Consider the following 23070-nt stretch of genomic DNA (forward strand, 5'->3'; position numbering starts at 1 on the left):
TCTTAGCCAGCGTTAGCATAGAAACGCAATTTACTGCGTGTTAAAAAGTTAGTAAATTATATTTTAGTTATTGATTTACATTATTTACCCTTTACTTTTTATCTGTCAAAATTTTCTCTATATCAGGGTCAGAGGGGCGGGGGGCATTGGGATTGACAATATGACCCTGCTTGTCTATGATAAGGAAGGTAGGAATTTGGTTGATCGCATAGTCACGAATAAACTGAGAATCAAAAGCTTTGTCGGCTATGAGTTGTACTCCCTTGAGCTGTTTTTCCTTTACGGCCTTACGCCAAGCCTCTTTGTCCTCGTCTATAGAGATACTTACAAACTCAATATTCTTCCCTTTGAGCTTGTCATGTAAAGCCTTTAGTGCAGGAATTTCAGCCAAACAAGGGCGGCACCAGGTAGCCCATACATCTACATATACTAGTTTTCCTTTGAAATCAGAGAGTGAAGAGGTACCTCCATTGATATTTTCATAGCCTGTAAAAACAGGAGAGGGTGCGCCTACAGCGAGCCTTGTAATCTTGTCATAAGTCTCTTGCGCCTCCTTAGCTACTTTTTCATCCTTTACATTGGCAACTACAAAATCCAATACCTCTTTGTTTTTGGTATTGCCTGGGAGAATTAGGGTAGCCAATTCTTTGGCAAAATCGGCACGAATATTTTCGGACTTAAGCGCTGATACAAGTTTTATAAAGTTTCCTACTTGTTCTGGATCGGAGGCATCACTTAGCTGAGAATAATATTTACCTTGTACCAAATCCCTATAAGCCTCGTCGGTCTCATATTCTTTAGCATTATCAAAATCTACTTGGTCTCTCTCGGCAAAAAAATCCTGAGGTAGAGAGGGTTGGTTGCCTGAGAAGGACTCATGCGAACTAGGATAATCCGTTAGTGCCCCTATATACTTATATTGGATCCATTTTTGCTGGTTTTTCACAAAATCCTCATCAAAGTTATAGCTCTTCAACTTGGTTTCGAGTTCAGCAAAGAACTTTTTAAGGCTTTCCTTAAAAGTCTGTGGTTCTTGCTTGAATAGGGCACCATCGGAACGGAATATTTTATCATTGACAAAGAGTTCTCTCTCTATAAAGTACTGGGTTTGATCAGCTTGAGTACCAGAGAGAGTAACCTTGGAGAGATCTTGGTTGAGTGTGAATTCTATTTGGGTTCCTTTATCTAAATAAAGTGGTACTAACAATGCTGGGTTCTCAAAGAGATAATAAGCATGATTGTCGGTTATTGCGCGTATGGTATCACGGAAAGTACCATCAGGAGCTATAGCAATGTCCTTAATCACCTCGTTATTGTGGACAAGCTGTAATTTCTCGTTTTCAGTAACCGATACCTTTCCTGAGATCACGGCATAATCAGCTTTAGGTTGCTCAGTCTTTTTACCACAAGCAACTACTAGGCCTATTATTGTTAGGCTTGTAATGATTTTTTTCATCTTATTTATTTGTATTTTAATATTTTATAATTCTAAACAGGTCACTAATTACTATCAAAAATCCCCATAATTCACCTGAAAACAAGGCAGGTGTAAGTCCTTGCGCCACATATCCACGACTTGGTTGCGGTCATCTAAAAGGAACTCTATGAAGTACTTACCCGCTATTTCCTGTTGGAAAAGTTCTTTTTTGATCACATTGTCCTTTCTATAATCATTGGTCGTACGCATGAGTAGTAGGTCATAGGCGATTTGGTGTTTCAAAAGAAAACGCTCGGTAGGCTCTCTGTAGAGCTGCTCTCGCCCTGAAAGGAGGATCACCTTGTAACCCTGTGCTTTGGCCATAGCAAGTACACTTGCTACAGGGGCATTAAGCCCATCTTCATCAGCTGAGGAAGCATCATAAGGGTCTCGACCATTGAGCAAGGAAAGCGTACCGTCCAAGTCACAAATTATGGCCTTGGGCAAAGAGCTATCCTGCGTGGCATAAGTAAGAGTAGCCTCCTTCACTGCTCGGGGAATCGACTTAAAATCAAACTTTTCCTTGGTATATTGCAATTGGGTTACATGCTTTTCTATAGCACTCTTGGGGATAAACTTACCCGTTTGTTCGCAACGCTTATCACAACGCTTGACTAGCTCCTCCACCGAGAGATCAAAGACTTTGAAAGAAATATCAGCATACTCGGTGTAGGCATGTATCATATCTTCAAGGGTACGCAAAGAACAGTTGGTCGCATCTATAATCACATTGGTATGATGTTTCAGAAGTGTAATAACGGAAGCCTCTACCATCTTGGTAATACGTTCCTCATAGAAAGGCGACATAAGAGTATCGCCAAACTGCATTAGGCGGAAATCATCACGATTGACCCGTACCCAATTGTCCTCGGTACGGATAAAGTAGCGCGCGAAGGTAGATTTACCTGACCCTGGTGCTCCCACCAGAATAAGGAGTTTAGGAAAGTAATGGGGATTATTTTTGGTACTCATAGTCTGCTATCTAATTGGTTTTCTATTTCTTCACCTAATATACGGTCAAGCACTAAGTTTTTCAGTTCGTAGTTTTCCTCATGTAACTCACTATAAGGAATAGCCAGTAGCTTGGCATTGATTGCCCAGTCATTGATAGAACAACGGAGCTTCCCTTTGATGTTTCTCTTGGCGATCTGCTCTTGTAGTCTATCTTGGAAATCCACCCCATAGACTAAGGTTAGGTAATCATTATTACGTACCTTAAAAGCAGGAGGCATGCTAGGGAGGAAAGCCGTACGTGGCTTAATGACCACTCCCTCCTCGTCACTCTGATTGACCTTGTCCACCCAAGCACGTATCTCTGGGTACTTAGCCTGAAAGTCTGCCTCATCAGTGAAAAGGTAATGTAAGCATTCATCATCATTGACCTGACGGAAACTAAGATTGTCATTAACAAAGTGCTCCGTACCATCACTGTGTACCTCCTTTAGGATATTGAAAGGCTTGAAGAAAAGTTCGGCTTCCTTACCAAAGATATCCAATTGCCGCTTAAAAAGCGCTATTTGCTGCTGGTAGTGCGGCAAATCCAAGAACTTGAAATCACGTACTGACTGGTATTGGCGAATGATATGGTTGGGATATTTCTCCTTCAACTCCTTGTCAGAAAGCACCTTAGCATCTAAGACGAAAGCCTGATACTCAGGAGTCTGCTGTATCTTATGGAGCTTGTCATACAAAGAACTCTGTTCCAAATAATTGGCATGTATCTCATGAGAGATATAATAAGCTGCAAACTCGTTGTTTATAAGGCCTTTCCCTAAGACTGACCAAGGCATCAGCTCTGATTGGATAATCCTTAGCGTCACTCCCTCCCAAGAAAGACGAGCATGCAAGGGACGTAAGGCAGCAAGCCATTTTTCCCTGTCCAAATAAGTGATTTTATACCCATTCCTACTTACCAAATAGCTATCTTCCAAGTGCTTATGTAGGTAAATATCACAATAGGAACCCATGTATTTTTTCTCAATGACCACCTCATGTATGCCATTGCGGACAAACCATAATAGCCCCTCATAAAGACTCTCTATCTCATTGCGCTCCACTGACTTAGGTGCTGGAGAAATGGTTGGGGAAAAGGCATTGATTTTGTTCCTACAAAACCAATCTATACGTTTTTTGAGTAAAGTTTTATCTTCCATGTTATATAAAGTAAAAAGTAATAAGGTAAAAAGTAAAAGATTCGTATACCATGTAATTTTCTAGCATCCATATTGTCAACTAACTTACGAAACTTGAGTTAGTAATTTTCAAAAGTTGATATCCTATATATTCTTTTAGGTTGGGGTAAAGCGCTCTATAATAACAATCCCAATAGCTAACCATACGACTCTCTATCCGTTTTTTGAAAAGAGGGTTTTCAGTCAAAAAGTTCCTGAGTTTTTCCTTATTCTTATTGGAAAGACTTTTCGCAAGTACCTCTAATATTTCATACACATAGTCACCGAATAACAAAGCTATATAGGGTAAGGTAAAATCCTCTTTTGCTTGCAAAACCTTCCTAAGATAGGCTTCCCTAAGGAAACCATTATGATGACACAGATACAAGCAATTGAGCATCATCTCCTGCAAATAAGTAAGAGATTGTGTATGGTATTGACCAAAATACACTCTCTTAGGAATGATAAGACGCTCACCCTTGAGTACTACCCTCTCTTCTGCTAAGACTTCTTCAAAGCAAGCTTCTCTTTTGATAAGGAAATCGACCAATATGGCGGCATCTTGATTCAGATAAGAAGGAAAAGCCTGAGAGATTAGCTGTTTTTCAAACATGAGTTCTTTGTTTTACGTGTGCAAAGATACGATGTCGCTGCGCAATGTTTTTGCATAAGCAAAAATTTAGATGTTTTTTAACTATTAGAAGTAGAGGAATACAGGAGTTTAGATACCTCACTAGAATACTGAACCTATTTAACGTGAGTTCGACGTAAGCAAAATTATATTTTTCTCCCACAGATTCCACGGATTTTCACGGAGAGAATGATACAACAACTAAGTATAACTCCTTAATTTCCACGGATAAATAAGGCCTTTGGCCTTATAAAAATCTGTGAAAATCACAACAGCACAATTACACAAACATAGAAAATCTGTGAAATCCGTGAAAATCTGTGGGAGCTTTCGTTATATCGAACTCACATTATTTACCTTTTTTACTTTTTACTTTTCTCCGAAAAAAAAGACTGCCCTTGGAGGACAGCCTTCTTATTAGGTATAAAAATTATGTCTATTACTTTTTCAATAATCCTTCTAAGAGACCTGTGATCTCATCGCTTGAAGGACGTGGTGCATCAGCATTAACGATTTTACCTTCTTTGTCTATGATAATAAAAGTAGGAATTTGGCGGATACCATAGTCTTGGATAAACTGAGACTCAAAAGCATTTTCAGCAAAAAGTTGTACCCCTTTTAGGTCTTCGCTCTTAACGAACTCTTTCCATTCATCTTTGTTCTGATCTATAGAAATGCTTACAAAAGCAACATCTTTGCCATGGAATTTCTTTTCTAATTCCTTAAGAGCAGGAATTTCTCCACGACAAGGTAAGCACCAAGTAGCCCATATATCTATATAAGTTACTTTACCTTTGAAATCGTCCAAAGAGGTAGTACCTCCGTTGAAGTTTTCATAGTTAGAGAACTTAGGAGAAGGACTGCCTGAGGTTAGCTTGGTAGCTACATCATAGGCTTTTTTGGCAGCTTCTTTCACCTTTTCATCAGTTACATTCTTATTGATAAAATCAAATATTTCCTTGTTCACTGTACTATTAGGTGAGATTAATTGAAAAGTCCCCTTAGCCAAATCAGCACGGATATTGTCGGATTTCAAAGCATTCACCTCAGAGATAAATTTCTTTATATTCTCTGCATCATTAGGATTATTAATAATGGTATAGAATTTACTACGCACTAAATCACGATAAGTATCTATAGTGCGGAACTCTTCAGCATTGTCATAGTCAATACCATCTCTTTCTGCATAGAAATCATCAGGCAAAATAGCTTCATTGCCAGAGGTATATCTGTGATAAGTAGGGAATATAGTTAGGTATTCTACGAACTTGTAGTTTGTCCATTTCTCTTGGTTCTTTACAAACTCTTCGTCAAAGCCGTAAGCCTTTAGTTTTTTGTCAAGTTCTGCAAAGAAAGCCTTGACATTTTCCTTAAATTCTTGTGGTTTTTGCCCAAAGAGGTTGGAATCAGCCCCATTGATTCGGTCATTAATAAAGCTATTACGCTCTATTAAATATTGGGTCTGCTTAGTCTGGCTACCAGACACCATGGTCTTGCTCACTTCTTCGTTAAGCGTAAGCTCCATATTGGTACCATTGGCCAGATAGAGAGGCGTCTGTACTGCAGGATTCTCTACAAGATAGTAGAAATGATTGTCTCCGATTTCGCGAATGGTATCACGGAAAGTACCATCGGCCTGTACAGGAATCTCCTTTACAACCTCATCATTCTGTAATAGAAGTAATTTTTGGTTTTCCCCTTTGGCATCTACAGAGGAAACTTTACCAGAGAGTACTGCATAATCAACCTTCCCCTCAGCAGCTTTTTCGCCACAAGCAGCGAGCAAACTAATAACAGCTATACTTGTAACAATTTTTTTCATGTTCTTCTTTTTCTATGTTCTAAACTGAACTACAAAATTATAAAAAAAAATTGAAAACACCAACAATAGATAAAAAATAATTTCACATACACCTTTAACCAATTGATTATCAATAAGTAAAAGTTTTTAACAAAATTATAAAAACTGTTCATATCTTTAAATTGCATAAAAATTAGTATATTTGCTCTCCCTTAGAACAACCCTGTGACAACTGAAAAAACACTTAGTCAGCAGTGGGAAATCCTCACCCAAAAGCTCAAGGAGGACTTCTCTCTGCCTATGCAGTTAGATATAGATAGAATCCTCTATTTGATTGGTATTCAAGAACTTGGAAAACCTCATGAGGTCTTCTCCAAGGAGGACAAAATCAACCTTATTCATATAGCCACTTGCTGCGTACTAGCTCCTTTTGGATATTACTTTTTGGAGTACAAAGACAAGGAAGGTTGGCCTTTTTATAAAAGAGTAAAGGATCACCTGAGCTTGACAGAGCAGGAACAACAAGTGCTACTCAAGGAAGCGATCCTATCTTATTTTAGAGATATCGATTACTTAACCCTTTGACAAAGAACATTTTACTAATTCTTTAAATAATTCACTTATGAAAATACTTACTAATGAGCAAATGCGCGCTGCGGACGAGCACACTATTGAGGAACAACAAATTACCTCTTGGGATCAGATGGAAAGAGTCGCCAATAACCTTATGGCATGGATCAAGAAAAACCTTCCCAATGATAACCCTTACCATATCTATGCAGGGGTAGGCAATAATGGCGGCGATGGCCTAGCGCTGGCACGCCTACTTTCGCAAGCTGGTAAAAAAGTAAAAGTAACTATTGTTCCTTTTAGCGAAATTCATTCGGCTGACTTTACCAAAAACTTAGAACTGCTTAAGGAAAATTTCCCTCAGGTAGAAATCACCTCCGTCTCCCAGCCTACAACCTCCGAAGACTATCTACAAGCCAACGACAAACACTTCCAACCCATCAAGGGCAAACCCGCTAAGGGCTTTGAAGACTTTGTCGCTAACAAATACAATGGTACCCAGCCTATCACCATTGATGCTATCTTTGGTATAGGTCTCTCTCGTAAGGTTTCCCCTTGGGTACAACGCGTTTTTGAAGAAATCAACCGCCAAAAAGGACTCATCATCAGTATAGATGTACCTTCAGGTCTCTTCTTAGGCGGTGATAGAGAAGACAAAGATGTATTTGTAACTCCTCATGTGGTACTAACTTTCTTTGCGCCCAAGCTCCCCTTCCTTCTTCCACAAACAGGACGCTATATCCCCTATTGGGAAGTACTACCACTGCCCCTCTCCTTTGATTATCTCAAGGAAGTCAATACCGAATACGACTATACTACGGAGAAAGAACTCAAGCGCCTACTACGTACCCGCCACCGCTTTACCAACAAAGGCACCTATGGCCATGCCCTTATCGTAGGAGGCAGCTATGGCAAGATAGGCTCCGCTGTACTTAGTGGCAAGGCCACCCTACGTAGTGGTGCAGGCCTGCTCACCCTACTGTTGCCTAAGTGTGGCTATCAAATCGCACAAACTGCCCTACCAGAGGCTATGGTGCTGACCTCCTCCCAAGAAGAAGAACTTGCCCCTACTGATATTCCTTTCTCTCCCAATGCTATAGGTATAGGTATAGGTATGGGGACTTCCGCCTATGCACAGGGAACTTTAGCCGCCCTGCTTAGAACATTCCCTAATGTACCATTTGTTATTGATGCCGATGCACTTAATCTTGTTGCTTCCAGCGAAGACCTACAGCGTGCACTCCCTAAAAATGCGATCCTCACTCCACACCCCAAGGAATTGGAACGCCTCATTGGCAAATGGTCTGATGACCTTGACCGCCAAGCAAAAGCCAAAGAGTTTGCCAAGAAACACAAAATCATCTTGGTGCTCAAAGGAGCTTTCACCATGATTACCGATGGGGAGCACTTCTGGGTGAACTCCACCGGAAACCCTGCCCTTGCCACCGCAGGTAGTGGTGATGTGCTTACAGGGGTCATCACGGGGCTTCTATCTCAGGGATATACACCACTCAATGCCGCTATTGTGGGAGTATATATCCACGGAAAAGCCGCCGATACCTATGTAAGGAATACCAAGAAAAGTACCATGATTGCTAGCGACATCATTGATTTCCTTAGTTAATGACTAATGACTAATGATTAATAATTTACAACGCCGATAATCCTTTCTATTATCGGCGTTCCTCTTTTAAATACAGAGAAATATGAGTGAATTTGACGAATATTTTGAATGACTATATCAATCAAAAAGTAACTTTTATGCAACAGAAAATAAAGATATTAGAAGACTTAAGGGATAAATTATACCTTTGGAAATCATATAATGAGGAGGATTTGGAAAAAATAACGTCTGCTTTTGAAAGATTCCCAAGAAAAGAGTTTTCTACATTCTACATTCCCATACTAACAGACGCTATTTTGGCGGAACACTTAGTTGCCATAGGGAAAACATTCTCAACCAATACATGTATGCTAATTAATATTATATCAAGTATAGGGAATATGGTTTGGCGATATAAGCTATATCCTTCTGACAAGGTTTTTAATTTCTTTAAGGAATCTACCACTCTCAAAAAGGTAAATTACTATGTATCATTAAACATTTCCTCTTTCCCTCAATATAGCTCTTGGAAGGGAAGATGGAACTATTTGATTTCGATACCTAATATAAGCCCTAAAAAGAAATCAATTGAAAATTTTCATACAGAAGTAAAAAAAGTATTATCTACTAAAGAAAAAATTCCTCTCCAAGTAACAAAAGAGTTATTAACTATCTTAGAAAACCATATAAATACAACAAAAATGAGTGATTATTCTATAGAGATTTACTTAAACACAATTCACAAATTAGAACAAGAACTTAAAGACTCTTATGATAGCGTAAGTTCGTAGCTTATACTTGGTAATATACAGCAAATAGAATCAAAAATATTATAACATAAATAACACTATTCTCTAACGTCTATTTTTTTTACAAAATCTTATAAATGAAAGCATACTTATAAAAGTACTGTTACATACACCTCATAAGGTGTTATTGAATTAACTGAAAAAGATATGGACACCATTTTAAAAACACAGAACAGATAGATTATTGAGTATACTATACAATATAACTCTCATTAACAATCAAATACCTAGAAAAATGCTATATACCATAAGCACTTCCAACAATTACCCAAGTAGAGCATACGGTGCTTTTCAGTCTGTAAAAGGTTCTATTGCCGATTATATTATGTTCGAAGATCCTGAACCTATACACTTGAACATTCGGATTGACTTTACTGACTTCGAAGCTATTGCTGCCAAATGGGATTGTATATCCATTGATAAAGTCTATATCTATTTGCTAAACAAAAGAGCTATGGATTTCTTTGAAAAACAGTGTTCAGGGACATTTGAGTGGGTGCCTGCGAAGATATATTCCAATAATACCCTTATAGAAACAGAGCACAAGTTACTACATATCACGAATCACTCTAAAGAAGGCACTTTTTTCTATAACAAGGATAGCCTTCGTAGCATATGGGTAGAGGAAGCTTTTATGAAGAAGTATAAGAAGGAGAAACTAAAAGGTTGGACTTTTTATCCAGAAGAATGTTAGTGCCTTATTTAATGCTTTCTAAAGACAATATCTATCAGTACCCCAGTGATGATAACCACACCGCCTATCACCAAGGAGGAGGTAAGTGCTTCTCCGAAGAGTCCCACACTGATAAGTACCGCCACAATAGGCTCAAAGGCCCCCATAATCGCCGTAGGAGTAGAGCCTATATAGCGTACTGCATACACTAAGGCTACTAAGGAAAGGGACGTAGTAACAAGGGCAAATAAAGTAATGTCTCCTGCTAAGGATAAGGAAGGAATCGCAATGCTTCTTCCCAAGATAAGCGCTTTGACTAAGAAATACAGCGAAGAAAACAACATGGAATAGAAAGAGACTTTCACTCCTGAGGCTTCTATACGTACCTTATTGATAATTAAGATATAAAGCGCATATACCAAAGCACCAAGCAAAGAGATACCCAACCCTATATAGTTGATAACAGCCCCCTCCTTGATACTCAGCACTCCTACCCCGACCACTACCAAGAGTAGAGAGAGTATTGTTGGCAAGGTAATCCTCTCCTTATAGAAGAGCACTAATACCAAAGCTACAATAATCGGATAACAGAAAAAGATAGTAGAAGCAATCCCTGGGCTGAGGTAGTCATAAGCTAAGAATAGAAACTCTGCTGAAAGCGCATAGAGCAAGCCCAAGACACTCATAATAAGTCCTTCACGAAAACTTATACGAAGCCTTTCCTTCTGATAGAAAAGAAATAAGAGAATAGATCCGCTGGCGATTAGGAAGCGGTAAAAAAGAGTGGCATCTACCGAGAATGCTTCCGCTTTCTTGATAGGAATCATAAAAAGCGGAATCAGTCCATAGGTAAATGCCGAGATAAAGGCACATAAGTAGCCTTTGACAATATCTTTCATAATAAAAAAGCCACTGTGGCTATAGCAAATCCTTAAAATAAGAGAGGTACCAATCAATGGTCTTGACAATCCCTGTTTCAAAGTTTTCCTGAGCACGCCAGCCAAGTTCGGTTTCGAGTTTGGTAGCATCAATAGCATAGCGACGGTCGTGTCCCGCACGGTCTTTGACAAAGGTAATCAGGTCTTTGTAAGACTTGCCTTCTGCCAAGGGGCGTTTTTGATCTAACAATTCACAGATATGCCCTGCAATAAAGAGGTTATCACGTTCGTTGCGCCCGCCTATATTATAGGTCTCCCCTGCTCTTCCTTTGTGGAAGACTAAGTCTATCCCTGTACAATGGTCTAAGACATAAAGCCAGTCGCGCACATTCTTTCCATCTCCATAGATAGGAATAGCTTCTCCCTGTAGGGCCTTGCGAATAATAGTAGGAATCAGTTTTTCCTTATGCTGCTTAGGCCCATAGTTATTAGAGCAATTGGAAGTAGTTACATTCATACCATAAGTATGGAAGTAAGCCCTGACAATCATGTCCGAAGAGGCTTTGGAGGCACTATAAGGTGAATTAGGCGCATAAGGAGTTGTCTCGGTAAAGAGACCTATCTCCCCCAAAGTACCATATACCTCATCGGTAGAGATATGGTGAAAACGCGCCCCTTTGTAGGCTTCTTTGACTACAAAAGGAGCCTCCATCCAGTGGTGCCGTGCTACATCCAAGAGGGTAAAAGTCCCATGTATATTGGTGGTGATAAATGCATCAGGATTAGCAATAGAGTTATCCACATGTGATTCGGCTGCAAAGTGAATCACTCCTTGGAAATCATATTGCTTAAAGAGAGACTCTATGAGTTTTCTATCACAGATATCCCCCTTTACAAAAGTATAGTTAGGAGCATGTTCTACCTCGGTAAGGTTAGCCAAATCCCCTGCATAAGTGAGTTTGTCTAAATTTACCAAATGATAATCGGGATATTTCTGTGCAAAATACACTACGAAGTTAGCCCCGATAAAGCCTGCTCCGCCAGTGATTAAAATATGCTTCATATTATATTAATGAGGTATTTTGAGACATCAAGGATATTAAAGAATCTCTCCAGTAAGGAATGAAGAAATTGAAATCCGTTTTGAGTTTGTTTTTATCCAATACAGAATAGGCAGGACGCGCTGCAGGTGTTGGGAAATCTTCTGTTCTACAAGGAATTACCTTGCAATCGCTACCGGCAAGCTTGAGTATTTCTACAGCAAAATCGTACCAAGAGCACACCCCTTCATTAGAGAAGTGATATACATCTTGTCTGCCCCTATATAGCTTATTTTCAATCACAAAGATAATAAAGCGTGCTAAGTCTTTGGCATAAGTAGGTGTACTTACCTGATCAAATACCACTTTGAGTTCTTTGCGTTCTTTGCTGATACGCAAGATATTTTTTACAAAATTGTTTCCAAAGGCAGAGTAAAGCCAAGAGGTTCTTAGGATTAAGAAATCAATATCGGAATGTTGCAACGCACTCTCTCCCAATAACTTCGTTTGTCCATAAGCTCCTAGAGGAGAAGTGGCATCGGTTTCTGTATAAGGGGTATTCTTATCTCCTGCAAATACATAATCGGTAGAGAGGTGAATACAAGCGCTCTTGTGTTCTGTACACGCTTGGGCGATATTTTTTACAGCCAAGTGATTGACCAAGTTGGCTGTTTCTTTATCTATCTCAGAACCATTGACATTGGTATAAGCAGCGCAATTGATCACAAGCTCTATGTTATGCTTTTTAAAGAAAGCATTGATCTTGTCTACATTGGTTACGTCCAACTCATTTCTTGTGGTAAAAATATAGTGATTTGTAGCGGACTTAGGTAATTCTTGGTGAATTTCCATAGCAAGTTGTCCACTTGCTCCTGTGATGAGTATATTTTTCATATATGTTTTAATATAATTTTTCTTTGTAATCAAATAACCAAGCTCCCTTTAGAAGAGGACTTTGCTTGTCTTTTTCAGACAGAATGATATCTTTTGTTGGAATTTTCCAATCTATGGCAATAGTCGCATCGCTCCAAAGAACACTACCCTCATGGGCGGGTGCATAATAAGCATCACACTTATATTGGAAAACTGCCTCTGGACTTAGCACTACAAAACCATGAGCAAAACCGCGCGGTATAAAGAACTGTCTCTTGTTCTCCCCTGTAAGCTCTACCCCTACATAACGCCCAAAGGTAGGCGACCCTTCGCGTATATCTACTGCTACATCCCATACGGCACCACTAACTACTCTAACAAGTTTAGACTGTGCATAAGGTGGCTTTTGAAAGTGCAAGCCTCTAAGTACCCCATAGGTAGATTTGGATTCGTTGTCTTGCACAAAGGTGGTACTACACACGTTTTCTATAAATCTTTGCTGAGAGAAAGATTCAAAGAAATAGCCCCTCTCATCGGCAAAGACTTTGGGTTCTATGATAACAACTCCTTCTATATCTGTCTGTATAATATTCATTTTTAGCTATTTAGATTTATTTTACTAAGTCTAACAAATACTGCCCATAACCATTCTTAGAGAGCTCCTGGGCCAGTTCCTTGAGCTTTTCCTTACTAATCCAACCTTTTCGGTAAGCAATCTCTTCCAAACAAGAGATTTTCAATCCTTGTCGTTTTTCCAAGGTCTCTACAAAGTTGGTTGCCTCGGTCAGAGAATCATGTGTACCTGTGTCCAGCCAAGCAAAACCACGACCCAGGAGTTGCACTTTAAGTTCTTTTGCTTGGAGGAATGCTTGGTTTACTGAAGTAATCTCCAATTCTCCTCGTGCAGAAGGCCTTATCTGTTTGGCTACCTCTACCACTTTGTTAGGATAGAAATATAGGCCTACAATAGCATAATTGGACTTTGGATCTTTAGGTTTTTCTTCTATTGAAAGAACATTACCTTCCGCATCAAAGTCAGCCACGCCATAGCGCTCAGGATCTTTTACATAATAGCCAAAGACGGTTGCCTTTTGCTCCTCTTGCACATTGACTACTGCCTGAGAGAGCATTTGAGAAAAGGACTGTCCATAGAAGATATTATCTCCTAAGATCAAGCACACATCATCCCCTGCGATAAATTCCTCTCCGATGATAAAGGCCTGCGCCAAACCATCAGGTGAAGGCTGTACAGCATAAGAAAGATTAAGTCCCCATTGACTTCCGTCTCCAAGCAAACGATGGAAAGCTGCGGCATCCTCAGGGGTAGTTATAATGAGTATATCTCTAATACCAGAGAGCATAAGCACCGATAACGGATAGTAAATCATAGGTTTATCATAGATAGGTAGCAACTGCTTGGAAACCCCTTTGGTGATAGGGTAAAGCCTTGTGCCTGAACCTCCTGCTAAAATAATTCCTTTCATACCGAATTTTTCGCAAAAGTAAAATAAAAAAATGAATTAGTAGCTAAGTTTAAGTTTTATTTATGAATAAAATTAAGATTCTTTAATAACTGATTAATGATTAGTATTTGGTCTTTTAGAGTTAGGACTAAAAACAGTAAGGGCGAATTGTCATTCGCCCCTACAATATATACTCTGTACTTTTATCCTTTTGAGTCTATTTATAAGAAGGTACCACTACTTTCAGGAGAAAGATCAGAGGCTAAAATATCATTTTGGTCTTTTTCTATTTCCTCCTTAGTTGCTCCAAACTCACGCATAGCATCTTGCACTAATTTATCTTCCTGCAGAATATCTGTATAGATATGGATAGGAATTTTTATATCTAATTTTTTATTAGCAGGTACTATATTATAACTTAGATCAGCTGGTTTAGAATCAAAATAACCTAATATAATATGTAAATCAAAATTTATATAGGTTCTTTTAACCTCAAAGAAGCCTTTTAGACCTATTTTTTCGTCTCTAAGCACTCCTTTAGGAGCATTGGGATTCTTATCAATATTTTTTCCTCCTTTAATATAGAGATCTTCAGGATTGGTATCTCGATATTTGTAATCAAGTGCCTCTGCTTGGGTAGGTACTGTAGTATTATCTGCTATAGCTGCAAAATTATCTGCCTTAAAGAAGAATTGATAGTGTTTAGGAGCTTCGCCTGTACTTAGTTGTGTATTAACACGCTTACCATCTTTATCATAGAAAATAAGTTCTATACCATATAAGCTCACTCCTGTACTATGGTGGTGGTGGTGATCATGATCATGATCTTCTTCATCGCCATCATCATGATGGTCTTCTTGTACATTAGCCCCTTCCCAACGAATAGCAGTAGGGTTATCAGCAGCGGGTGTTATTACCCCATTTTTGTTCTCAAAATAGAAACGTTGTACTGTTTTAAGATATTTTACAGGATAATCAGGATTCCCATGAAAATATCCATGAGAATGTCCTTTGGTAAAACGTACTTCAAGCTTGCTCCATGCAAGATCTGACGTATTGGTTGTGCTTTCTTCTTTATTACAAGCATTTAGTGTTACTACTACAAATAGCAGAAACAAACTGATTTTTAAGATGTGATATACTTTTTTCATCGTTCTTAATATTTAAAGGGTTTATAATTTAATGTATGATTTGAATAGGAAGTGTCATATCCGAGTCTAATTGAAAGGCATTAGAATACTCCACTATATTATAAGGACGTTCCTCTTGCGTTTTAGGATTAAGTTTATTAGCTATAAGGAAGTGAGCCAACTTGATACGTAATTGATAGTCTCCAGTTGTAGCTTCATCCTTGATATAAAAGACCCCTTTTAGTCCAATTGGGTCGGGTTGCTTTGGATTCTTTCCATCCCACTTACGCAAACGTAAAGTTACTCCTTGTTCTCCATAGTTAGCATTTTCCGGATCCGTATCTTGATACTGATAACTTACCATTTTGTTCATAGCGGTTACCATAGCTGTTCTTCCTTCTTCATTTTTGGGGTAGTTACCCTGGTATAACTGAAAGAAGTGTTGGTGAATTGGTGCCATTTGATCATTTACAAACTCATGATTCATCCGTGAACCATTGTTGTAATACACTATTTCAAAACGGTACTGATGTCCTATTTGCCATTTGATAGGTTCCGTTATATTATACACTATTCCTTTGGGTGATTTGTCTGCTATACGTTCTTGTACTTGTTTTGTAGTCAAATCTGTAATAACAAACTGTACCCTATCAGGCATTTCATGTCCTCTATCCTTTGTTTCATCAGTAGGAGGGGCAGGTTTGGTGTTATCTTTACTACAACTATCCATAACAAAACATAGTAAAGTTACCAGACTAATAGCTTTTAAATAATGTAATATTCTTTTCATTTTATTTCTAAATTAAAAATTATAATTCAACCTCAGATATACATTGCGCCCTAAGTCGTGGGCGTAATAGCGGAAACGATTGGTGTATTCCTTATATAGCTGATTGAAAAGGTTTTCACAGGAGAGCCGTACCGAGAGGGTCTGCTGCTCTGCTATGGCTATGGTACCTCCTATGGCTGCCTCAAAGAGATGATAGGCATCGGGGGTGGTGGCTACCAGTTCCTGAGAAGGCTCAAAGCGCGTCTGCTTGGCTACAAAGGTATGGCCTATACTTGCTTCCAAAGTCTGAAATAAGCCTTTGGGTTGGGCTTTCCATTCCAAAGACTGGCTCAGGCGTGGGGCAGGTATAAAAGGGAAATACCTATCTGTCTTTAGCTCATTGGCAAAGACTACCGCCCCCCGTAGTCCATAGGAAAGACGCTGAGCGAACGCTCCCCACTGAGCAAGCCTTAGTGAAGCATCTATATCAACTCCACGGAAGAGGGCATCGGCTTGGGTATACTGGAATATAGGATATACCCCAGAGAACAAGGTGCGTGTCTCCCCTGTAGGATAGTCATAGATATAGTTCTTAATGAGCTGTACATAGGCATCGGCTGTAAGATATATACCTCTCTCTGGGTGGGTATAGCTTAGAGAGGTAATCCATTTGGCGCCTGTTTCAGGACTCAGTGAGGCCTCACCCAGATTATAAGTCCCCGCTCCGTGATGCAAGCCACTGCTATAGAGTTCGTTGACCTGAGGTGCTCTCCAGGCCACGCCTATGTTGCTACTGAGTGCCATGTGAGGAGTTGCCTGCCATGCTCCCCCTAAGCTATAGGTGATATTATGAAAATCATGTTCGCCCCCATAGCGTTGGGAATACATATCATAGCCATCGGCACTGAGGTACTTATAGTCATAACGCAAACCCGCCTCAGCATTCCAATTGTCCTTATGATACTTCTCTATTGCAAAAGCCCCATAGCCCACTGAAGCAAAGTTGGGAATCACAGGTACCACTCCCGTTCCAGGTTGGTTATAGTTATCTTGTAAGGAAAAACTACCTCCTACCAAAGTTTTCCAATGTTGGGTATCTATATTCTCCCAAAAGACCTCCGCCAGATGGGTAGTTAACCACATATTAAGGGCTGGAATACGCGTTCTATCCAATCGGCGCACACTGAATTCCTGTCGAATATCCTTTTGGAAAGCATATTGGGCTGTGAGTTTTCCTCCGAAAGGAAGAAAATAGTAAGCCTTAGCCTTGAGCAGATGATGTATAACTTTCTGCTTAGGAGCTTCTATACTATAGGAAAAAGGATAGGTGGTAAGTGGCCGACCAATTTCAAAGCGTGCTAATAGGTCATCCAAGTTGCCTATATGTGATCCATAAAAGACACCACTCTCATTCTCATATCGACTATAGAACAACTCGGTACTACCTGCTTCCTGTCGCATACCTATAGCTGCGGAAAAGTTGGCCTCGGCAGCAGCGGTATTGTTCAGCATATAATCGGCTGTGTGTACATCACCCGAACGCTTGAGCGTTCCCTGCACACGCCATGCCCAGTGGAGCAGCCCAGGCAGCCCACTTTCCAGCTTGAGGGTTGTGGCCGACTTTCGTCCATTGGAGGCAAAGGAAGGAGAGAGCTGCCCATGTAGCCCATCACCATAAGGAAGCTGGTTTGGTGCAATCACCACTACGCCTCCCAAGGCATCGGAGCCATAACGCACCGCATCGGCACCCTTGATCACCGTAATCTTATCGGCTACAGCAGGGTCTATCTCAGGGGCATGGTCAGCCCCCCATTGCTGTCCTTCTTGGCGCACCTCGTTGTTGAGAATCAAAATACGGTTACTATGTAGCCCATGAATAACAGGTTTGGCTATAGTAGCTCCCGTTTGTATCATGGAAACCCCCGCCACTGTAGTGAGTACTTTGGCTAACTCCTCGCCTGATTTCTGTTGGAGCTTGGGCTTATCTATAGCCACAGAGGCTGTTACAGGTTTGGCTACATGTCCAATAAGGGTTGTTCCTGCAAGCTGATTGACTTCCTCCTGCATGACCACTTTATAAGGATTAACAGCAGGAATGGCAACGATTGCCTCGTAGTCCAAAAAACCTAAGTAATTCACCTTGATAGGATATTTCCCTTTGGCTAAATTGGGAATATTCACCCTACCTTTGGTATCACTTACAAAGTGCTTTCCTACGAAATGGACAACCGCACTGGGCAAGGGCTGCCCTGCTTTGTCTTCTACTATTAGGCTGAGGGTCTCTTGCCCATAGAGGGAAAAGCCCATGGCTAATAGAAAAAGACTTAATAGCTTTTTCATAATGATTAATGATTAATGCCAATAATGATTAAGGTCAATAATGATTAATGATTAAGGTCAATAATGCCCTATGATTAATAGCCTAACGAAAACTTGGTTATTAATCACTAATCATTGAATCATTAAACATTATAAAAAGGAGGGCCTCTTAAGAGGAGTTGAATAGAAGAAGATTGTGTTTTTTCTTCTTTTAAGAAAAACACAAGGGCATCATTCGTTGATAGAAGATGATAGACAAAAGTAGTAAAGACGAAACTTTGGTGCAACTGGAAAAACATGCAGTCGTGATGCTTTTCCGCCTGCGAGATATGGGTATCATGTTCGCACTTTTTACCATGTGCATAGGTACATAATTCCTTTCCTGAGTGGTGATTATGGAAAAATTCACCGACAGGAAAAGCTATTTTTAACATGCTCAATAGCAGTAAAAAAGCAAAGATACGAATATGTAGCTTCCTCTTTTTCATTGGGAGCGCAAAGTTACAAAAATAATACGAAAAAAACAAGGAATGTTTAGAGAATAATTGTTTTGGTTTTCTCTATACCATAATACTCATACAGGAAAATAGGTATCGCACTCAGTACACCTACTTTCTTTTGAGTTATGGCATATTTTTCTTTTTGCTTCTCAAAAATAAGTAATTGGGAGAAATATTTTATAGGATACTGATAAAGGCCTAACACTATATAATTCATCTTACAAAGATGTGCCATGATAAGTGCTTTCCATGTCTCTTTGTTATAGGTCTTAAAATCAATATACTTCTGAGCACATTCTTTATTGACTATCCTTTTATAATCAGGTGTACACGCTGCTATTTTATCTTTGAAATCCTGCCAATTATTGTAATGCTTCAGTGCCTCTAACATAGGATAACTGATATAGAGCTTGCCGTTTTCTGTCTCATTATCAAAGGTTTTCAGTAGTGCCTCCAGCTTAACAGGAGAAGCATTGGAGGCATGTGCATCATAATCAAAGAAGAGATAAATTTCAGAGAAAGTATCTCGGTTATAATCCTTTAAGTCCCTTATACGCTTTTTCAAAATAGAAAAAACATCTAAAGAAGCGTCTTGCTTTATCTCATTATATAGTGCGTAGATTACTGTACCAAATACACAAGTAATCATTGTTCTGCCTACAAAGAAGTTTTCCTGAAGACTCTTTACTACAACTTCCTCTTTGGCTCCCTCCATTACAAAAAGAATTTTATGCGATGTGGAATCCATTACTTTTGTAGATTTTTTCAAGATTATGCGCTTCTCTCAGTTCCTTGTCTGTAGCATTGGCTAAAGAAACAATTGACCGCTTATCCATTAGAAAATAACAATCAGGACGTAATAAATCATTGGTCATTATAGAGGTGTTGTGAGTGGTAAGAACAAACTGTACCTGTGTGTTTTTAAGTTCTTCTACAATGAGTTTGGAAAGCTCAAAATGATAAAAAGCATCAAACTCATCTACAAATAGGAAAGAGACCTTCCCTTGCTCTCGTATATCCTGAAACCAAAGATAGAATAAGGCCAAAGATTCTGTTCCTGTGGAAGCTATATCCCAGAAAGGAATACTCTTATTTTCAAAATCAAAAGCTAACACTTGCTTATTTAGCGTATTGACTACCTTCAATTTGCATTCTATTCCTGCTCTATTTAAAAAATTTTGAAAATCAGCTACATTATTCCTTTTGATTATATCTTCTGTTATAGAACCTTCTTTTGTCTCAAGGCCTATATAGTTAGTATCTCTGAGCGTACGGAAGAATAGCATTCTATCTACAAAGAGTAAAAACTTTTTGAACACTGTATTTATCACATTTTCCTCTAATACCGCATTATTCTTTACATATTTCAGCACAGATATTTCATAGTTATCAGCCAAATCAGTATTTAAAGTCTCCGCTCCTTTAAACCTTACAAGTGCTTTATTACTTTTTTGCCTATCAATATAAGCTAAACATACATTATCCATTAACAATTCTTCATAGATAATGGTTTTATAGTCCTTTTTCCTGTATTTATACACTATTTTTATATCATCAATCACAAATTCGTAATAGAATGCTACATAATTTTCTTTGCTATAGGCATTCATGTAATGGTTATAATCCAATTCGCTCTTTCTCTTATCGGTCAGATGCTCCACTATATCAAAAATAGCAAAACCCAAGTTAGATTTTCCTACTCCATTCTTACCATATACAATAGCACTGCGAACAAGATGATTCTTTATACAATTTTCATTGAAATCATATCTATCTTCCCTAGAGGTAAGATCCCACTGAAAATCATCTTGAAAACTTTTAAAATTGGATACTTTGAATTTGGCTAACATGGGATTGATCTTTAATGTATTAATACTTCACTTCTTTACGACTTGAGACAAGCAGTGCTACTAATAGACAAACAATGGTAGTAAAGGCTACATTGATCAAGGTCTTTTTCAAGCAATAGAGCCATAGCTGCCACTGGAAGGTATCTAATAGAGAGAAAATCAGATGAAAGATTAGCGAGAAAGAAAGTACATAAAGCACTCGCAGGGTAGAGCTTACTTGTAACAGATTGACCGGTTGGTCTTCAAAACTCTGCCCGAAGAACAAGCGAATGAGCAAAGGACGAAGAAAGACCACACAAAGGGTCGCACAACTATAAAGTCCACTAGTGTTGGAGAGTGCATCTATAGCAAGACCAGAGAGGGCGGCCAATAGCAGCAAAAGTGCCCTATCGGCTACCGCAGGATAGGTCATAAAGAAAAGCAGGTATAAAGCAGGATTGGCATACCCGAACAGGTTCATGTTGTTCAGCAGTATGCCTTGCAAAAGTACCCAGCCTATGAGCTGTAAAATATAAGACAAACTATTCATTGGCTTGCTCTTGTATCTGTTCTTCTAATTGTTGGATAGGGACTTGGTCTTTGTTTTTGATAATATACACATGTTGCAGCTGTTGCATATCGGTAAACAACTTCACTTGGGAGAGTAGGGAGTTATCCCGTGTATTGGCATTGACACTAAGTACACGCCCTATAGGAATCCCTTTGGGGAATATACTCGAATGACCTGCGGTAACAATGGAGTCACCTACAGAAATAGGTGCTAGGCTAGGTATATCGGTCAGTTGCACTATGGTAGGGTCTTTCCCATCCCAAGAGAGGGTACCATAATAGCCCGATTTCTTATGAGTTGCACTGATTTTAGAACGTGTATTAAGGACAGACTGCACCGAGGCATACCGCGTGGTTGCCTTGTCTATGATTCCTACAATTCCTCTGGGAGAAACCACTCCCATATCCTCACGGATACTATCGCGTAGTCCTTTGTCTATTATCAAATAGTTCTTGGACAGATGACAACTATTCTTAATCACCTCCGCCCTATAGACGGCATATTGCTCTGGGGAGTACAACAGTATAGGATCCTTAGAAAGCTGTTCCAACTTCTGGGCGCGCTCTCTGAGCAACTGTTCGTGCAACTGTTTGTTCTCTTTGGTCAACTGTTCGTTCTGCTGCTTGAGAGAGAAATACTCCTGTACCCCACTGCGCAAGAGATAGATATCCCCTACTACATCGGAGGCTATATATAGGAACTTGGACTGCTGGAAAGAATTCCCTCCGAGCACAAAGGAAAAAGAAAAAGCAAATAAAAGCAGGAAAAGCAGGAAATCTTTTTGTCGCTTAAAAAACAATAAAATCAGCCGCATCTATTTCATCAAGATAGTTTTGAACTTCTCTATATTTTTGAGTGTAATTCCTGTTCCTCTTACCACAGCACGTAGTGGATCTTCGGCTACATATACAGGCAAGTCGGTACGCATAGAAATACGCTTATCAAGCCCACGAAGCATGGAGCCTCCTCCTGCCATATAAATACCTGTATTGTAGATATCGGCGGCGAGCTCTGGTGGCGTCTGGGAAAGTGTTTCCATAATAGCGTCCTCTATACGCAGGATAGATTTGTCCAAGGCTTTGGCCACTTCACGATGGGAGATTTCTACCTGCTTGGGCTTTCCTGTAAGTAGGTCGCGCCCTTGTACAAGCATAGGATCAGGTGGAGAATCTATATCTTCAATAGCTGCGCCTGTGTTGATCTTGATATTCTCAGCTGTTGTCTCCCCTATATAAAGGTTATGACGGGTACGCATGTAGTAGATGATATCGTTGGTAAAGACATCCCCTGCAATCTTTACAGACTTATCACAAACAATGCCTCCTAAGGAAATCACCGCAATCTCGGCCGTACCGCCCCCTATATCAATAATCATATTACCTTTGGCCTGCATGATATCTAGGCCTATCCCAATGGCAGCGGCCATAGGCTCATAGATAAGAAAGATCTCCTTACCATTGACCCTTTCACAAGATTCTCGTACAGCACGCATTTCCACCTCGGTAATACCTGAAGGGATACATACCACTATCTTAAGCGAAGGAGAGAAGAAGCGCCTTTTAAGCGGCGGAATACTTCTGATGAAAGCATTAATCATCTGTTCGGAGGCGTCGAAGTCGGCAATAACCCCATCCTTAAGCGGGCGAACGGTCTTGATACGTTCGTAGGTCTTTCCCTGCATCAGTTGTGCTTCTCTACCTACTGCAATAATCTTATTAGTGCTTAAATCACGAGCCACTATGGAAGGGCTATCCACTACCACCTTATCCTTGTGAATAATAAGTGTGTTTGCTGTCCCTAAGTCAATGGCTATCTCTTCTGTTAAGAAATCAAAAAATCCCATCGTAAAACCTTTTATCTATGTTAAATAAATATATACTATTGTCGGCTATTGGGTCTCTTCTCTCACTATTGGAGAAGAGACATTTTTTAGCCGTCAAAGGTAAGAAAAAAAAATCAAAGA

23 protein-coding genes are annotated in these 23070 nt (G+C 39.6%); 4 read left to right on the plus strand and 19 right to left on the minus strand.

Annotated features, from left to right (window positions below; genetic code table 11):
* Positions 1-91: 91 nt before the first annotated feature.
* The 5 genes from HMPREF1154_RS06090 to HMPREF1154_RS06110 all read right to left on the minus strand — a co-directional run bounded on the left by HMPREF1154_RS06090 (position 92) and on the right by HMPREF1154_RS06110 (position 6101).
* Complete coding sequence (locus tag HMPREF1154_RS06090; protein ID WP_009641691.1) at positions 92-1456, minus strand: TlpA family protein disulfide reductase; 1365 nt, start codon at positions 1454-1456, stop codon at positions 92-94.
* 54 nt (positions 1457-1510) lie between these two features.
* Positions 1511-2449 carry a phosphatase domain-containing protein gene (locus tag HMPREF1154_RS06095; protein WP_009641671.1) on the minus strand — a complete coding sequence of 313 codons (939 nt, stop codon included), beginning with the start codon at positions 2447-2449 and terminating at the stop codon, positions 1511-1513.
* Positions 2446-3630, minus strand: a complete 1185-nt coding sequence (locus tag HMPREF1154_RS06100) for a hypothetical protein (protein ID WP_009641644.1) — start codon at positions 3628-3630, stop codon at positions 2446-2448. Before HMPREF1154_RS06100 ends, HMPREF1154_RS06095 begins: the two co-directional genes overlap by 4 nt.
* 79 nt (positions 3631-3709) lie before the next feature.
* Positions 3710-4261: a hypothetical protein gene (locus HMPREF1154_RS06105; RefSeq protein WP_009641640.1), complete on the minus strand. Its 552-nt coding sequence runs from the start codon at positions 4259-4261 to the stop codon at positions 3710-3712.
* Positions 4262-4718: 457 nt separating this feature from the next.
* Positions 4719-6101 carry a TlpA family protein disulfide reductase gene (locus HMPREF1154_RS06110; RefSeq protein ID WP_009641664.1) on the minus strand — a complete coding sequence of 461 codons (1383 nt, stop codon included), beginning with the start codon at positions 6099-6101 and terminating at the stop codon, positions 4719-4721.
* Positions 6102-6305: 204 nt separating this feature from the next.
* Between HMPREF1154_RS06110 and HMPREF1154_RS06115 the strand changes: the two genes are divergently transcribed.
* The 4 genes from HMPREF1154_RS06115 (at position 6306) to HMPREF1154_RS06130 (ending at position 9756) form a co-directional block, all read left to right on the plus strand.
* A complete protein-coding gene (locus HMPREF1154_RS06115) occupies positions 6306-6665 on the plus strand; it encodes a hypothetical protein (protein ID WP_009641685.1) in 360 nt (119 codons plus the stop codon).
* A gap of 37 nt (positions 6666-6702) precedes the next feature.
* A complete protein-coding gene (locus HMPREF1154_RS06120) occupies positions 6703-8274 on the plus strand; it encodes an NAD(P)H-hydrate dehydratase (protein ID WP_009641703.1) in 1572 nt (523 codons plus the stop codon).
* Between the two features lie 137 nt (positions 8275-8411).
* Entirely contained in the window at positions 8412-9044 is a 633-nt protein-coding gene (locus tag HMPREF1154_RS06125) for a hypothetical protein (protein WP_034567006.1), read from the plus strand.
* Positions 9045-9297: 253 nt separating this feature from the next.
* The gene (locus HMPREF1154_RS06130; protein WP_009641716.1) at positions 9298-9756 is read left to right on the plus strand and encodes a hypothetical protein; all 459 of its coding nucleotides are present in this window, start codon (positions 9298-9300) and stop codon (positions 9754-9756) included.
* Between the two features lie 8 nt (positions 9757-9764).
* Here HMPREF1154_RS06130 and HMPREF1154_RS06135 read toward each other — a convergent pair whose 3' ends face one another.
* From HMPREF1154_RS06135 to HMPREF1154_RS06200, 14 genes are all read right to left on the minus strand, one after another.
* Complete coding sequence (locus HMPREF1154_RS06135; RefSeq protein WP_009641702.1) at positions 9765-10634, minus strand: DMT family transporter; 870 nt, start codon at positions 10632-10634, stop codon at positions 9765-9767.
* Between the two features lie 19 nt (positions 10635-10653).
* Positions 10654-11676 carry a dTDP-glucose 4,6-dehydratase gene (gene rfbB, locus HMPREF1154_RS06140; RefSeq protein ID WP_009641661.1) on the minus strand — a complete coding sequence of 341 codons (1023 nt, stop codon included), beginning with the start codon at positions 11674-11676 and terminating at the stop codon, positions 10654-10656.
* Position 11677: 1 nt separating this feature from the next.
* Positions 11678-12547 carry a dTDP-4-dehydrorhamnose reductase gene (rfbD, locus tag HMPREF1154_RS06145; RefSeq protein ID WP_009641711.1) on the minus strand — a complete coding sequence of 290 codons (870 nt, stop codon included), beginning with the start codon at positions 12545-12547 and terminating at the stop codon, positions 11678-11680.
* Between the two features lie 7 nt (positions 12548-12554).
* Positions 12555-13121, minus strand: coding sequence for a dTDP-4-dehydrorhamnose 3,5-epimerase (gene rfbC / locus HMPREF1154_RS06150; RefSeq protein WP_009641638.1), 567 nt, complete (start codon positions 13119-13121; stop codon positions 12555-12557).
* A 16-nt stretch (positions 13122-13137) separates the two neighbouring features.
* Positions 13138-14010 (minus strand): glucose-1-phosphate thymidylyltransferase RfbA, encoded by an 873-nt coding sequence (gene rfbA, locus HMPREF1154_RS06155; RefSeq protein ID WP_009641639.1) that lies wholly within the window; start codon positions 14008-14010, stop codon positions 13138-13140.
* Positions 14011-14210: 200 nt separating this feature from the next.
* Positions 14211-15140 carry a hypothetical protein gene (locus HMPREF1154_RS06160; protein WP_009641646.1) on the minus strand — a complete coding sequence of 310 codons (930 nt, stop codon included), beginning with the start codon at positions 15138-15140 and terminating at the stop codon, positions 14211-14213.
* Between the two features lie 28 nt (positions 15141-15168).
* Entirely contained in the window at positions 15169-15909 is a 741-nt protein-coding gene (locus tag HMPREF1154_RS06165) for a hypothetical protein (RefSeq protein WP_009641634.1), read from the minus strand.
* A gap of 12 nt (positions 15910-15921) precedes the next feature.
* A complete protein-coding gene (locus tag HMPREF1154_RS06170; protein WP_009641652.1) occupies positions 15922-18228 on the minus strand; it encodes a TonB-dependent receptor in 2307 nt (768 codons plus the stop codon).
* Between the two features lie 122 nt (positions 18229-18350).
* Positions 18351-18641, minus strand: a complete 291-nt coding sequence (locus HMPREF1154_RS06175; RefSeq protein WP_034567012.1) for a hypothetical protein — start codon at positions 18639-18641, stop codon at positions 18351-18353.
* Between the two features lie 100 nt (positions 18642-18741).
* Positions 18742-19455, minus strand: coding sequence for a hypothetical protein (locus HMPREF1154_RS06180; protein ID WP_157231246.1), 714 nt, complete (start codon positions 19453-19455; stop codon positions 18742-18744).
* A complete protein-coding gene (locus HMPREF1154_RS06185) occupies positions 19436-20557 on the minus strand; it encodes an AAA family ATPase (RefSeq protein ID WP_009641719.1) in 1122 nt (373 codons plus the stop codon). The genes HMPREF1154_RS06180 and HMPREF1154_RS06185 overlap by 20 nt, the downstream gene beginning before the upstream one ends.
* 19 nt (positions 20558-20576) lie before the next feature.
* The gene (locus HMPREF1154_RS06190; RefSeq protein WP_009641714.1) at positions 20577-21086 is read right to left on the minus strand and encodes a hypothetical protein; all 510 of its coding nucleotides are present in this window, start codon (positions 21084-21086) and stop codon (positions 20577-20579) included.
* Positions 21079-21921, minus strand: coding sequence for a rod shape-determining protein MreC (gene mreC / locus HMPREF1154_RS06195; RefSeq protein ID WP_009641701.1), 843 nt, complete (start codon positions 21919-21921; stop codon positions 21079-21081). The genes HMPREF1154_RS06190 and mreC overlap by 8 nt, the downstream gene beginning before the upstream one ends.
* The gene (locus HMPREF1154_RS06200) at positions 21922-22950 is read right to left on the minus strand and encodes a rod shape-determining protein (protein ID WP_009641709.1); all 1029 of its coding nucleotides are present in this window, start codon (positions 22948-22950) and stop codon (positions 21922-21924) included.
* Positions 22951-23070 lie beyond the last annotated feature (120 nt).

Origin of the sequence: Capnocytophaga sp. CM59 (assembly GCF_000293175.1) — a bacterium.
GTDB lineage: Bacteria > Bacteroidota > Bacteroidia > Flavobacteriales > Flavobacteriaceae > Capnocytophaga > Capnocytophaga granulosa.

Excerpts from the sequence above, each read along its gene's own strand:
- HMPREF1154_RS06090 (WP_009641691.1), bottom strand. The coding sequence starts at position 1,456 with ATGAAAAAAATCATTACAAGCCTAACAATAATAGGCCTAGTAGTTGCT.
- HMPREF1154_RS06095 (WP_009641671.1), bottom strand. The coding sequence starts at position 2,449 with ATGAGTACCAAAAATAATCCCCATTACTTTCCTAAACTCCTTATTCTG.
- HMPREF1154_RS06100 (WP_009641644.1), bottom strand. The coding sequence starts at position 3,630 with ATGGAAGATAAAACTTTACTCAAAAAACGTATAGATTGGTTTTGTAGG.
- HMPREF1154_RS06105 (WP_009641640.1), bottom strand. The coding sequence starts at position 4,261 with ATGTTTGAAAAACAGCTAATCTCTCAGGCTTTTCCTTCTTATCTGAAT.
- HMPREF1154_RS06110 (WP_009641664.1), bottom strand. The coding sequence starts at position 6,101 with ATGAAAAAAATTGTTACAAGTATAGCTGTTATTAGTTTGCTCGCTGCT.
- HMPREF1154_RS06120 (WP_009641703.1), top strand. The coding sequence starts at position 6,703 with ATGAAAATACTTACTAATGAGCAAATGCGCGCTGCGGACGAGCACACT.
- HMPREF1154_RS06125 (WP_034567006.1), top strand. The coding sequence starts at position 8,412 with ATGCAACAGAAAATAAAGATATTAGAAGACTTAAGGGATAAATTATAC.
- HMPREF1154_RS06130 (WP_009641716.1), top strand. The coding sequence starts at position 9,298 with ATGCTATATACCATAAGCACTTCCAACAATTACCCAAGTAGAGCATAC.
- HMPREF1154_RS06135 (WP_009641702.1), bottom strand. The coding sequence starts at position 10,634 with ATGAAAGATATTGTCAAAGGCTACTTATGTGCCTTTATCTCGGCATTT.
- rfbB (WP_009641661.1), bottom strand. The coding sequence starts at position 11,676 with ATGAAGCATATTTTAATCACTGGCGGAGCAGGCTTTATCGGGGCTAAC.
- rfbD (WP_009641711.1), bottom strand. The coding sequence starts at position 12,547 with ATGAAAAATATACTCATCACAGGAGCAAGTGGACAACTTGCTATGGAA.
- rfbC (WP_009641638.1), bottom strand. The coding sequence starts at position 13,121 with ATGAATATTATACAGACAGATATAGAAGGAGTTGTTATCATAGAACCC.
- rfbA (WP_009641639.1), bottom strand. The coding sequence starts at position 14,010 with ATGAAAGGAATTATTTTAGCAGGAGGTTCAGGCACAAGGCTTTACCCT.
- HMPREF1154_RS06160 (WP_009641646.1), bottom strand. The coding sequence starts at position 15,140 with ATGAAAAAAGTATATCACATCTTAAAAATCAGTTTGTTTCTGCTATTT.
- HMPREF1154_RS06165 (WP_009641634.1), bottom strand. The coding sequence starts at position 15,909 with ATGAAAAGAATATTACATTATTTAAAAGCTATTAGTCTGGTAACTTTA.
- HMPREF1154_RS06170 (WP_009641652.1), bottom strand. The coding sequence starts at position 18,228 with ATGAAAAAGCTATTAAGTCTTTTTCTATTAGCCATGGGCTTTTCCCTC.
- HMPREF1154_RS06175 (WP_034567012.1), bottom strand. The coding sequence starts at position 18,641 with ATGTTAAAAATAGCTTTTCCTGTCGGTGAATTTTTCCATAATCACCAC.
- HMPREF1154_RS06180 (WP_157231246.1), bottom strand. The coding sequence starts at position 19,455 with ATGGATTCCACATCGCATAAAATTCTTTTTGTAATGGAGGGAGCCAAA.
- HMPREF1154_RS06185 (WP_009641719.1), bottom strand. The coding sequence starts at position 20,557 with ATGTTAGCCAAATTCAAAGTATCCAATTTTAAAAGTTTTCAAGATGAT.
- HMPREF1154_RS06190 (WP_009641714.1), bottom strand. The coding sequence starts at position 21,086 with ATGAATAGTTTGTCTTATATTTTACAGCTCATAGGCTGGGTACTTTTG.
- mreC (WP_009641701.1), bottom strand. The coding sequence starts at position 21,921 with ATGCGGCTGATTTTATTGTTTTTTAAGCGACAAAAAGATTTCCTGCTT.
- HMPREF1154_RS06200 (WP_009641709.1), bottom strand. The coding sequence starts at position 22,950 with ATGGGATTTTTTGATTTCTTAACAGAAGAGATAGCCATTGACTTAGGG.